This is a genomic window from Thiomicrospira cyclica ALM1 (genome assembly GCF_000214825.1).
Classification (GTDB): Bacteria; Pseudomonadota; Gammaproteobacteria; order Thiomicrospirales; family Thiomicrospiraceae; genus Thiomicrospira; species Thiomicrospira cyclica.
In genome coordinates this window covers 946,131-958,260 of sequence record NC_015581.1, presented here as the reverse complement: position 1 = coordinate 958,260, position 12,130 = coordinate 946,131, and the positions used below count along the sequence as shown (strand labels likewise).

Annotated in this window: 16 protein-coding genes; 12 read left to right on the top strand and 4 right to left on the bottom strand. The window is 42.7% G+C overall.

The genetic code is table 11. From position 1 onward, the window contains the following. The first annotated feature begins 67 nt into the window (after positions 1–67). From THICY_RS04195 to THICY_RS04140, 12 genes are all read left to right on the top strand, one after another. Positions 68–373 carry an integration host factor subunit beta gene (locus THICY_RS04195; RefSeq protein WP_013835362.1) on the top strand — a complete coding sequence of 102 codons (306 nt, stop codon included), beginning with the start codon at positions 68–70 and terminating at the stop codon, positions 371–373. A gap of 13 nt (positions 374–386) precedes the next feature. Further along, the gene (locus THICY_RS04190) at positions 387–746 is read left to right on the top strand and encodes a LapA family protein (RefSeq protein WP_013835361.1); all 360 of its coding nucleotides are present in this window, start codon (positions 387–389) and stop codon (positions 744–746) included. A 46-nt stretch (positions 747–792) separates the two neighbouring features. Next, positions 793–1,512 carry an orotidine-5'-phosphate decarboxylase gene (gene pyrF, locus THICY_RS04185; RefSeq protein WP_013835360.1) on the top strand — a complete coding sequence of 240 codons (720 nt, stop codon included), beginning with the start codon at positions 793–795 and terminating at the stop codon, positions 1,510–1,512. Between the two features lie 146 nt (positions 1,513–1,658). Continuing rightward, entirely contained in the window at positions 1,659–2,006 is a 348-nt protein-coding gene (rpsF, locus tag THICY_RS04180; protein ID WP_013835359.1) for a 30S ribosomal protein S6, read from the top strand. 18 nt (positions 2,007–2,024) lie between these two features. Beyond that, positions 2,025–2,252, top strand: a complete 228-nt coding sequence (gene rpsR, locus THICY_RS04175) for a 30S ribosomal protein S18 (RefSeq protein WP_006460283.1) — start codon at positions 2,025–2,027, stop codon at positions 2,250–2,252. Positions 2,253–2,266: 14 nt separating this feature from the next. Further along, on the top strand, positions 2,267–3,163 hold the full coding sequence (locus THICY_RS04170) for a DUF2232 domain-containing protein (RefSeq protein ID WP_013835358.1): 897 nt from the start codon (positions 2,267–2,269) through the stop codon (positions 3,161–3,163). Between the two features lie 11 nt (positions 3,164–3,174). Then, positions 3,175–3,621 (top strand): 50S ribosomal protein L9, encoded by a 447-nt coding sequence (gene rplI / locus THICY_RS04165; RefSeq protein ID WP_013835357.1) that lies wholly within the window; start codon positions 3,175–3,177, stop codon positions 3,619–3,621. Between the two features lie 97 nt (positions 3,622–3,718). Continuing rightward, complete coding sequence (gene dnaB / locus THICY_RS04160; protein ID WP_013835356.1) at positions 3,719–5,152, top strand: replicative DNA helicase; 1,434 nt, start codon at positions 3,719–3,721, stop codon at positions 5,150–5,152. A gap of 11 nt (positions 5,153–5,163) precedes the next feature. Next, on the top strand, positions 5,164–6,243 hold the full coding sequence (gene alr, locus THICY_RS04155) for an alanine racemase (RefSeq protein ID WP_013835355.1): 1,080 nt from the start codon (positions 5,164–5,166) through the stop codon (positions 6,241–6,243). After that, complete coding sequence (locus THICY_RS04150) at positions 6,233–6,826, top strand: NUDIX domain-containing protein (protein ID WP_013835354.1); 594 nt, start codon at positions 6,233–6,235, stop codon at positions 6,824–6,826. The genes alr and THICY_RS04150 overlap by 11 nt, the downstream gene beginning before the upstream one ends. 3 nt (positions 6,827–6,829) lie before the next feature. Beyond that, on the top strand, positions 6,830–7,228 hold the full coding sequence (locus tag THICY_RS04145; RefSeq protein ID WP_013835353.1) for a hypothetical protein: 399 nt from the start codon (positions 6,830–6,832) through the stop codon (positions 7,226–7,228). A gap of 2 nt (positions 7,229–7,230) precedes the next feature. Then, positions 7,231–8,583 (top strand): MATE family efflux transporter, encoded by a 1,353-nt coding sequence (locus THICY_RS04140; RefSeq protein ID WP_013835352.1) that lies wholly within the window; start codon positions 7,231–7,233, stop codon positions 8,581–8,583. Here the strand turns inward: THICY_RS04140 and THICY_RS04135 are convergent. The 4 genes from THICY_RS04135 to THICY_RS04120 form a co-directional block, all read right to left on the bottom strand. Then, a complete protein-coding gene (locus THICY_RS04135; protein ID WP_013835351.1) occupies positions 8,580–8,798 on the bottom strand; it encodes a hypothetical protein in 219 nt (72 codons plus the stop codon). The genes THICY_RS04140 and THICY_RS04135 overlap by 4 nt on opposite strands. 75 nt (positions 8,799–8,873) lie before the next feature. Then, positions 8,874–10,421: a sensor histidine kinase gene (locus THICY_RS04130; protein ID WP_245534988.1), complete on the bottom strand. Its 1,548-nt coding sequence runs from the start codon at positions 10,419–10,421 to the stop codon at positions 8,874–8,876. Between the two features lie 23 nt (positions 10,422–10,444). Continuing rightward, on the bottom strand, positions 10,445–11,158 hold the full coding sequence (locus tag THICY_RS04125; RefSeq protein ID WP_245534987.1) for a response regulator transcription factor: 714 nt from the start codon (positions 11,156–11,158) through the stop codon (positions 10,445–10,447). A gap of 8 nt (positions 11,159–11,166) precedes the next feature. Continuing rightward, positions 11,167–12,099: a cupin domain-containing protein gene (locus THICY_RS04120; RefSeq protein ID WP_013835348.1), complete on the bottom strand. Its 933-nt coding sequence runs from the start codon at positions 12,097–12,099 to the stop codon at positions 11,167–11,169. Between the last annotated feature and the right edge of the window lie 31 nt (positions 12,100–12,130).

The following is a 12,130-nucleotide window of genomic DNA, read 5'->3' as shown; positions in this document are numbered from 1 at the left end:
ATTATGAGCTGGTTTTGTTTTAATGACAGTCAATCTATATTGATTAACTGTTTGGAATGTCTGTAAGATGACCAAATCAGAATTAATTGAACTTATTTCTCGTAAACAAACGCAACTCAGTCATAACGATGTTGAATTAGCGGTAAACCATATTGTTGATGCTATGATTGCAGCTATGGCTGCTGGTGATCGTATTGAGATTCGTGGATTTGGCAGCTTTTCTTTGCATCACCGCCAAGCTCGTTTAGGGCGTAATCCTAAAACGGGTGAAACGGTAGCTTTATCAGACAAGCGTGTTCCACACTTTAAGCCTGGTAAAGAATTGCGTGAACGTGTCGACGAATCTAAGTTTCATGCCGATATATTGTGTTAATTAGGATGATGCCATGCGCCGTATTGTAAGTTTAATTAGCTTTGCCATTTTTTTATTGTTCGGCGTTGCTATGGCATTACTTAATCCACATTTAGTGATGTTTGATAGCTTTTTTTACCAAACATCACTTCCTTTATCGATCCTTCTTACATTAAGCTTTTTAGTCGGTTTATTTTTAGCGGGTCTATTAATGAGTACTAAACTCTGGTCGGTCCAGTGGCATTTAAAAAAATCGAATAAAAAGCTTAAATACCAAGAAGCTGAAATACTTCAACTGAAAAAAAATCTTAACCACCTAGAAGCTCAGGCTGAAGTTCAACAAACCCCTACAACTGCAGAAAATACGCCTAATCCTTTGCTGAGCATACGTTAGTTCACGCAAAACCCAAAACCACCTTGATTACTTGGATGTGTCTAGTATGTCTACCTCTATAAAATCACCTGTCATTGTTGCATTAGATTTTCCATCAACTCAATCGGCATTAACTCTGGTAGATCAACTTGAACCTTCGCAATGCCGACTCAAAGTTGGTAAGGAGCTGTTTGCTCTAGGTGGGCCTGAACTGGTAAAAACTCTACAACAGCGTGAGTTTGATGTTTTTGTAGACCTTAAATATCACGACATACCAACTACTGTGGCTAAAGCTTGTCGTGCATTAAGTGATATGGGCGTATGGATGCTCAATGTGCATAGTTTAGGTGGTCCTAAAATGATTGCAGCGGCAAGAGAAGCCATCGAACAATCAGGTCATCCAACGTTATTAATAGCCGTTACAATCCTGACAAGTTTTGATGAAGAACAGCTTGCGGCAATTGGTCTGCAAGGTAGTATTGCCTCTAATGTTAAACGCTTGGCACAGCTCGCTAAAGGAGCGGGTGCCCATGGTGTAGTTTGTTCAGCACTTGAAGCTGAGATGTTACGCCAGTCCTGCGGTCTAGATTTTCGCTTAGTTACGCCGGGGATTCGCTTGAATAGTCATGCCGTGGATGATCAGCATCGTATAATGACACCTGAAAAGGCTATCCTGGCAGGTTCTCACTATTTGGTGATTGGGCGTCCCATTACACAAGCTAAAGAGCCACTGTCCGTTTTAAATGAAATTAACCATCGTTTGTCTTCCCTCAAAAACGCTTTGTAGTTGAAACCAATCAATACCTTGTTTTGCCTTGCAAATGGGGCACTAAGCTTTTATAATCTCGCCTTTCGGGTAAATTGCTCGAATTCCTTGCTTCACTCAGACAATTATTATTTTGAGGAAGCTCTTTAGACCCATAAGGAGAGACCATGCGTCATTATGAAGTAGTATTTTTAGTTCATCCGGATCAAAGTGAACAAGTACCTGCAATGATTGAGCGTTACCGCGCCATTATTGAGCAGGACGGTGGCAAAATTCACCGTTTAGAAGATTGGGGCCGTCGCCAATTAGCTTACACCATTGAAAAAGCACACAAAGCGCATTACATTTTGATGAACATCGAATGTACTCAAGCGGCACTAGATGAGCTTGATAGCGCATTCTATTACAACGACGCCGTATTACGTAATATGTTTGTTAAGCGTAATGAAGCTATTACTGAGCCATCAGTAATGGCAGGTAAGAAAGAAGACCGTAACGAAGCGGTTAGCGCTTAATAATTAAGGAGTTGTAACATGGCTAGAAATTTTGGACGTAAAAAGTTTTGTCGCTTTTCAGCGGAAAACGTAAAAGAGATTGACTATAAGGATTTAGATACCTTGAAAGCGTATATTACTGAAACAGGTAAAATTGTACCTAGCCGCATTACCGGCACGAGTGCAAAATACCAGCGTCAGCTAGCGACAGCGATTAAACGCGCTCGTGTATTAGCTTTGTTGCCATACACTGATCAGCACAAGTAATAACGGGTAAACCGATGATTGCCTTAGCCAATTTCATAATGCGAGGACCGCTACAAGCCTATGGCGTAGCGGTTATTGCGGCGATTTTGGCGATATTTTTTAGTCCGATTGGGGTTTTAGCAGGCATAGTTATTGCGCTAATTACCTTACGAATTGGAGTGGTCGAAGGTGCGAAGACCATGGCTGTCGCAGCTATTGTTCATTTGCTCCTAACCTTCTTGATGAGTGGTAGTTATGCGCCGGGTTTTGTAGTTATCATTGAGTTTATGTTGCCCATTTGGGTGATTGCCGTGGTATTGCGAAATACAAATTCATTGGGTATGGCTCTTCAGGCAACTGCTTTATTAGCCGGTGCTGGTTTGGTTTTCGCGCATTTGATGATCGGTGATCTTGCTCAATGGTGGCTCAATTTGTTTAACGAAATTGCTGGTCCTATCCTTAAAGAGGCTGGGGTTAATTATAGCGTGGAAACGATTGAGCAAATGACACACATGATCACTATGCTAATAGCAATGTTTGCGGCTTTGCTATGGTTTGGTCAGGTACTGGTTGCGCGTTGGTTGCAATCATCTCTGTACTATCCAGGCCAATTCCAGAAGGACTTTCACCGTTTGACACTTCCTAAGTCAATTGCTTGGGCAACATTCGGGGTTGCGACACTCAGTTTGTTTATGAATGAGTGGTCTGGTGGCTTATTAGGCAATCTGTTTGGTTTACTCACGGTTATTTTAATGTTTCAAGGTATTGCAATTATCCATCATGCGGTGGCTGTTAAACAGGCATCAAACGGGTGGCTAATTGGCATGTATATTTTATTGCTTGTGTTTCCACAAGCGGTTTTAGTATTAGCGATCATTGGTATGGCGGATTCCTTTAGTGATTTCCGTAGCCGATGGGAGCCGAGTAATTAAAGGATTTCAGAATGAACGTTATTCTGCTAGAAAAAGTACAAAACTTAGGTGGTTTAGGTGAGCAAGTAACTGTTAAATCAGGTTACGCGCGTAATTTTTTAATTCCACAAGGTAAGGCAAAGCCTGCAACCAAAGACAACGTAGCTGAGTTTGAAGCTCGTCGTGCCGAGCTTGAAAAACAAGCAGCAGCTACTTTAGCCGCAGCACAAGCCATTTATGAAAAAATTAATGGTATGGTTGTTAAGGTTGAAGCGAGCGCCGGTGATGAAGGCAAATTATTTGGTTCTGTTGGCACCCAAGACATTGCTGATGCATTAAGTGCATCAGGTTTTAATGTTGAACGTCGTCAAGTCCGTTTGCCACAAGGACCTATGCGTACCACTGGTACCTTTGAAATTGACATTCAATTGCACACAGATGTTGTCGCAGCAATTAATGTTGAAATCACAGCTGTATAAATAATCAGTAATCTGATTAAAAAGCCGAGCTTAGCTCGGTTTTTTTTTGCTATGTCTTTATAATAGTCTCAACTTGAAGGAATGTTAAATCTATCTCATGACCAAAACACCCGCTAACGAAATCTTTAAAATCCCACCACACTCTGAAGAAGCTGAGCAATCAGTTCTTGGTGCTTTAATGCTCTCCGGTGATATTTTCGATGAGGTTTTTGGTTTAATTAATGAACAAGATTTTTATACTAAACAACATCAGCGTATTTTTTCAGCGATCCATACCTTAGCTCAGCGAAGTACAGCGGTGGATTTAGTCACGCTTACCAGTCATTTAGAAGCACAGAACCAATTAACTGATTGCGGTGGACGGCATTATTTAATTGATTTAGTAACCAACACACCAGGTCCAAGTAACGCATTATTTTATGCTCGAATTGTTAGAGAGAAGGCGATCCTTCGTCAATTAATAGCGGCTTCAAATGACATTGCTAATCGTTGTTATAACAGCAAAGGCGCAACCACCCGTGATATCCTTGACCAGGCAGAGTCTAGCGTTTTGGCTATTGCAGAGCATGGTGCCGGAAAACAGCGTCAATATATGACAATTGATGATTTGCTTGGTAGCGCCATGATTCGCTTAGATGAGATTTTTAATACCGAAGGGAATATTACCGGTATCGCCACACATTTATCCGCCTTTGACGATATGACCGCAGGCTTGCAGCGGGGTGATTTATTAATTGTTGCTGGACGCCCCTCAATGGGGAAAACCACCTTCTCGATGAATGTCGCTGAAAATGTCGCTACGCGCTCAAAAGAACCTGTTGCGGTGTTTAGTTTAGAAATGCCAGGAGAACAGTTAGCTCTAAGGATGCTAAGTTCGATTGGTCGCATTGATTCAAAAAAAATGCGGACCGGTGACTTAGGTCCTGAAGATTGGAGTAACCTGAATGCGGCTGTAGCAAAGTTATCATCAGCACAAATTTTCATTGATGATACGCCGGCACTATCAATCAATGAGTTACGTGCACGAGCAAGGCGTATCGACAAGGATGTGCGTGAAAAACAACGTCGTGAAGCGATTGCAGAAGGGGTAGATTTAGATGCTATTAACGCAAAAGGACTAGGATTAATAGTTATTGACTACTTACAATTAATGCGCGGCTCAACACAAACTGATAACCGTGTTAACGAAATTTCTGAGATTTCACGCGGTTTAAAAGCATTAGCGAAAGAATTAAATATTCCTGTTATCGCTTTGTCGCAGTTAAATCGTAGCCTTGAACAACGCCCTAACAAACGCCCGGTAATGTCGGATTTACGAGAGTCAGGTGCTATTGAGCAAGATGCCGATTTAATCATCTTTATTTATCGCGATGAGGTTTATAATCCTGATAGTGAAGATAAAGGCACCGCCGAAATTATTATTGGTAAGCATCGTAACGGTTCTATTGGAACGCTAAGACTGACCTTTATTGGTCAATATACTCGCTTTGAAAACTTCATTAACCTTCCTGATCAAGATAATCATTTTTAAAGAAGTCTCTTATGTCGCGACCGATTGAAGCGCATATTAATTTAGGCGCACTTCAGCATAATCTAGCTCAAACCAAGGCGCTTGTTGGACACTCACGAATTTGGGCTGTCATTAAAGCGAATGGTTATGGTCATGGGTTGCTGCGTGTAGCTGGCGCACTTAATAGAGCAGATGGTTTTGCGGTGGCCTCTGTAGATGAGGCATTGCAACTCAGGCAAGCTGGATTTTTACATCCTATTTTGTTGCTTGAAGGTTTATTTGATGCATCGGAATTAAGTCTGGTTCTTCAGCACCGTTTGGACTTGGTGGTGCATAGTCATCATCAAGTTGATTGGTTGTTAGCACAAACGATTAAAGAGCCGCTGCATTTGTGGTTGAAACTTGACACAGGCATGCACCGATTGGGTTTTAATGAAGAAGGATTACACCAAGCGCTATTCCGTCTTAAACATCATGCACCGCGCTTCAAATGCCATTTAATGTCGCATCTCGCATGCGCCGAGGACGACACGCCTTTCAATCAGTATCAGTATCAACAATTATTAGCAGCCAATACTAACTATCAATATAAGTTGAGCCTTGCCAATTCGGCTGCAATACAAACAGCACCTCAAACTCACCTGAACTGGGTAAGGCCCGGTATTATGCTCTATGGTGCTGGCATTTTAGCATCTCAAAAAGAACGTTTTAAGCCGGTAATGACGCTTACTAGTCGTGTTATTGCCCTCAAATGGATTGAAGCTGGAGAAGGGGTAGGGTATGGGCAAACTTGGCAGGCCTCACAGACAACTTGCCTAGCAATAGTTGCTGTAGGTTATGGCGATGGCTATCCACGTCATGCGACTAACGGGACACCAGTCTTGATTAGTGGCATGCGGTTTTCGCTAGTTGGACGCGTATCCATGGATATGATTACCGTTGATGTCACTGCAAATGCGCAGCAAATAAAGCTTAATGATCCTGTAGAGCTTTGGGGGCCAAATTTATCGGTTGATGAAGTCGCAGAACACGCTAATACAATCGGTTATGAACTTTTATGTGGGATTACGCAACGGGTGAAAATTAAAGAGTTAACCCAAGATGAACTATAACGTGCAATTAATCAGTGCTGAGCGCGTCTACGATGGTTTCTTTCATTTAGACCAACTCCATTATTGCCATAGCCTCTATGAAGGGGGCATGAGTAAGCCAATAACCCGTGAGCTGTTCCAACGCGGCGAAGCCGTGGTAGTACTCCTCTATGATCTCGCTACACAAGAACTGGTGTTGGTTGAGCAATTTCGAGCGGGGGCTTTAGCCCATTTTCAAGATCAGCAGGCTTGGTTACTCGAACCCGTTGCAGGAATGATTGACGAAGGTGAGACGCCACTGGATGCGGCGGTGCGTGAAGTACTTGAAGAGGCTGGTGTTACTTTAGCGCCAGACTGTTTTGAATTTGTTGGACAGTTTTTTCCCAGTCCTGGAGGTTCGAGTGAGATTTTGCATTTATTTGTTGCACCCGTTAATACTCAAGATTTGCCAGCTTTTGCAGGTAACAGTCATGAGGTTGAAGATATAAAATTAATTCGTTTAAATTTTACTAAGGCCAAACAGGCTGTTGCTGAGGGGCGGTTTAATGTTGCCAGTACCTGGATTGCGATACAGTGGTTTATGAGCCAAAAGTGGGGTCACTAGGATATGCTGGAACGCTTTCGTTATGCTAAACCGGGCCCATTACTTCATAAGCTCATGTCGATTGTAGCCTGGACTGCAGCTATTGGTTGGTTATACTTCACACTCATCAACCAGGCATTTATTCAGCGTATTTTTACGGGCCAAACAGATTTATTGGACCTGATTCTCGGCTTACCGTTGATTTTGTCGCTCGCTGTGGTGATTTATGCCATGGCCTATTGGGCCACTAAATTGGTGGTTATTGTTTGGAAGCCGCATTGGCTAGCGTTTCCAGATGATCATTATGATGAATACTGGCCAGATCCGAATGCACCTGAGCAAGACATACTTCCAACAGAAGAAACGGATCAGCCAATCAATAAAAGCGTCCCCTCAAAAAATAACAATAACGAAAAAAAATAATAATGAATACAACTTCTTACTGGTTTGAGGTGAGGTCTATTCTTCGCCTGGCATGGCCAATTTTAATCGCACAGCTTGCTTTGACCGGACTGGGCGTTGTGGACACATTGATGTCTGGCTGGGTCGGCGTGGAGGATTTAGCCGCCATTGGTTTAGGTACCAGTATTTTGCTTCCCGTGTTTATGTTTGCTACGGGTATTCTATTAGCTTTAACTCCGCTAACAGCCAAAGCTTTAGGGGCTAATCAACCTGACAGAATCGCATCACAACTGCATCAGGGCTTATGGATTGCCATACCCATCGGTTGGGTATGCGCACTAATTCTTTGGTTTCCGCATCCGTTATTAAATCTATTACAGCTCGATTCACGAGTTTATGAACTTACCGTTGGTTATTTGTTTTGGGCAGCCTTTGGTTTGCCAGGTGTTGCCCTATACCAAGTCTATCGTTTTTATTGGGAAGGCCTGGGTAAAACCCTGCCAACTTTAGGCTTTAGTTTGGCCGCATTGCTTTTTAATATTCCACTAAATGCGCTATTTATTTTTGGTTGGGGGCCGATCGTGGGCATGGGCGCTGTTGGAGCAGGGGTCGCAACCGCGATTGTAATGTGGTCGATGCTTATCGGAGCACTCATTTATGTACGTGTACATCCTGCCTTTGCAGCCTATAGACTCAACAGTATCTTGCGACCCCGTTGGCAGCAAGGCATAAAACCGATTCTATGGTTAGGTGTACCGATGGCGTTTGCGTTACTTTTTGAAGTAGGCATGTTTACCTTTATCGTGTTTTTTATTGCACCCTTAGGCACAGTTATTATTGGTGCACATCAAATTGCAATTAGCTTTACATCACTCTTGTTTATGTTTCCGTTGAGCTTTGCCATGGCTTTAACCATTCGCGTTGGTTATGCTTACGGACAGCAAGATTTAAGACTTTTAAAGGTTCTATTACGTGTTGGATTGATGAGCGCTATGGTGCTGGGCATATTACTGTCAATTTTTACCCTTGCGAGTAGCTCGTTCATTGTACGCGCATATACACAGAACACAGAGGTTATGAGCATTGCCTTGACTTTGTTCATTTTTGCGGCCGCCTATCAAATTTTTGATGCTATCCAAGTGACTGCCGCTGGCGCATTGCGAGGGCTTCAAGATACACAAGTCACTATGTGGGTGACCTTATTAAGCTATTGGATTATTGGGCTTGGGTTGGGTTATTGGTTAGCATTCAGTTCATTCTGGTTTGAACCTATGGGCGTTTATGGCTTTTGGATTGGTATTGTGATCGGATTATTACTGGCTGCGATTTTGTTATATTGGCGGCTTCGTTGGTTAAGTCGCCGCATTATGTATTAAAGCGTTTTCGATTGGGTCGAGACTTCGTGGTTTTCATCTTGTTCCTGTTGTAGCTTTTCGGATTGCGCAACCTTATTCTTTTCACTGGGATCATTTTTAAAAAACCGATGTAACCCTATCATGACTAGCGTCACTATTGTAATTGCAATGATGGTACCAATGACCATGATACCCATTGCTTCAAAAACATTGCTTAACGTTATCGATGTACCCATATATAGTAAGAGTCCTTGTAAATAGAGTTTAATGTGGCTATTTTACAATAAAATAGCCACAAATATATTAACGGATCACAGCCTTAAGCGTGGAAGCACAAGCGCTACACAAACGCCGATTGGATCTTTAGAGTGGGAAGAACTGGTGGTTATATAATCTGTTAATAACAGATGCCCGTTATGGCGTTTAGCGATCAGGTCTGCTAAATGTAATCCCAGACCTAAGTGTGGTTTATCAGTGTCTAAATGGTCAGCATTATGACTTATTGAAATTTTGTCGAAGGATTCTCTCATACTAAAAAACTCGGTTCTTGGATCAACATGAGTTGGCCAAGCCGGTCCCTGGTTACAGATTCGAACAACTAACGCAACGTCATGATGCTCCCTAACCGTTAATTCACATGAAATACGAATCGGTGCCGGATCGGCATTAAATGCCACCGCGTTATCAATCAGCTTATCAAACAACTGTTCAATTAAGAAACTGTCGGCCATAACCCAGGCTGTTTGGGCTTGGAAAGGCTGATAAATAACCTTATCTTGGCCAATATAATCGATCACCTGTGAAAAATAGTCATTCAGTCGGGGCACAAGATTTGTGCGTTGTAACTGAGTGTTAGCAATGCTCGCTTTGAGGTTCTGTGCCTCAGTTAAGCGCTGGGTAATATCGGTGATTTGTGCGATCGCTTGTTCAAACGGCTGTTTTTGTGCCGCATCAATTGGTAATCGTGCTAAGGCTAAATTGAGTCGGTTGAGCGGATTATGTAGTTCATGGTTGAGAGTGCTCGGTAAACTCGCCAAATAACGTTGGTAATCACTAATTTGTTTAAAAAGTTGTGCAATATCATCATTAAGTTGTTGAATTTCATCGTTAATGGGTAATAGGGGAGGCTGATAGCAGGCCTGGTTATAAGTCTTAAGTGACACAACGCCTTGTTTCAAGGCTTGTTGTAGGCGACCGATGCGCCATGACACATGAGCCGCTAGAGCAATAACCGCCAATCCCCAAATCACCAGTAATATCATCAGTGCTAACAAGAATGCAAACAACCCGCCTATCGAACGATCAATTAATGTTGTTAGTGTTTGCTCAAAAATAATCACCCCAAGGTGGCTTGTGCCTTCAGCGTCAGCAAGTTGAAGTGGGGTGCTGGTCATTAAACTGGCTGGAAACAGCCCCTCCTGTCGAATCGCTTGTACGGTTTGACCGCTAAGGCTATCTTCAATGAGTTGATCAAACGCATCATCTTGCACTCTTGGTGTCTGCTGAATAATGGGCTGCCAGCGTAATAAAAATCGTTGCCAAAGCCCATATAAACCTAACGAAAGCCTAGGTGTTAAATCACCATAAACATAAAACACCTGGCCATGATCATTTAACAACCATATGGTTTGGTGTTCGGAGTCTAAGTTAAGTGTTTGATCTAAAAAGGTTAATTGCTTAGCCCATGTTTCAGTGGAGGTTTCTGACAAGCTATTATGTGTTGCCGTTAAAAGCAGACTCAGTGCTTTAGCACTTTGTAGATCATTTGACATTTGGTTTTTAAGTTCTTGATTTTGTACATCTAAACTAAATTTAAATACCATAATAGGTAGTAGCAACAGCAGTAATACAACGAGCATAAATTGCTGTTTTAATGAAATTTTTAGCGGCGCCACTTATAACCTCGACCGTAAACGTTTTGAATATGATCAAAGCTGGAATCCTGTTTACGAAACGCATTGCGAATACGGCAAATATGAGTGTTAATGGTATTTCGTTCGACCACACCTTGCGTCGCTTTTGTTAAGTCGGCATAGCTGATTAAAGATTCCGCCGGTTGTTGGGCAAACTCAAACAGCATTTCAAATTCCGTCAAGGTGAGGTTAATCGGCTGGTCTTGCCAATGGACTTTGGCATGGGTGGGGTGGAGATATAATTTTAGATCTACAATTGCAGCGAACCCTTCGGATTTTGTGGTTTGACGTCCTTGCGTAATGCGCAATAAATTTTGCAGTTTTTGAATGAGTAATGGAATATGTAGCGGCTTCGCCAAATAATCGAGCGCACCGAGCTGATGGCCTTGCCAAACATCTTCAGCTTCTCTACGTTCTGACAAAAAAATGATAGGAAGTTGAGGGTACTGCTTACGCACATAATTTGCCAGCTTAAAACCAGCATCAAAATCACCATGCAAAATAATATCACTGGCAAGAATATCAATCGGGTATTGGGTTAACTGCGCAAGAGCTTCGTCTAAGTTGGTTGCCAAAATAACATCAAACTTCGCCTCCTCCAGCGCAGCCGAAAGGTTCGTCAATTGGCTGGGGTCGTCTTCAACAAGCAACACCCAACCCTGTGAACAAGACGTTTTAGCCAACACGCGACTTATTTAACGTATTGGAAATCAAGAATCTGCATATTCATAATTAAACCGGCATCTTGAATTGGCAATACCACAGCATCTTCATCGGAAAGGTTGTGATGAGAGTGCCACCAGCCCGGCGGAGTAATAAATACGGATCCAGCAACCCAAGGTGCTTTAATCGGATCAACAATCTGACCGTTTTCATCCAAAGACTTGCCAATCAGCGTATAAGTATCCGGACCCGCTGATACAACATAGTCCACCGCAATCGAGTTGTGACGATGTGGTTTTTGTGCAATACCCGCTGGTAGGGCATTATAAAGTGACCAAAGCGTGTGGGTTAGTGTCATGGTTAATGGGAAATTGGGGTTGGAGAGTAGCACACCAGTGCGGTTACGTCCGGTACCTTCAGCGCGCACCTTCGCTAGTTCATTGTCTAACACATCTTTGGTATAGAGCACGGGTTCAAAATGCTGTTGCTTGGGCATAACACCAAGGTAATCCAGTAACGGTTGATCATGAACCCAATAAAGAGCGGAATCACAACTGGCACTATGCAAAGCATCAGGAACCGCGGGGAGGGTAAAGAGGTCACCTTCCTTCCACTCGATTGTGCCATTTTGCATTTGCGTGCGACCACAACCTTTAATCACATAAAACATGTGTGAGGTAGCCTGGGCGTCGGTACGTAATGAAGTGCCATCAAGAATACGGATAAAATTAGCCATCAAATTAGGGGTGCTGGCTGGGTAAGCCGTTTCAAGTTGTGCGCTTAAGTCGAAAGGAATAACGCGGGTTGCCCCTTGCTCATGTAGAGTGTGATCAAAAAAGTTCACCTCAATTTTGGGCATGGGTGGGTTTACCGCCGACATATATTCTTTAAATTGCGCATGGCGTTGCCATTGCTGTTGAGATTGCTGTTGAATTTGTTCAATGGGCTGACGACTTAGCATAATTATTGTCCTCGATATAAGCTTAAAAGTA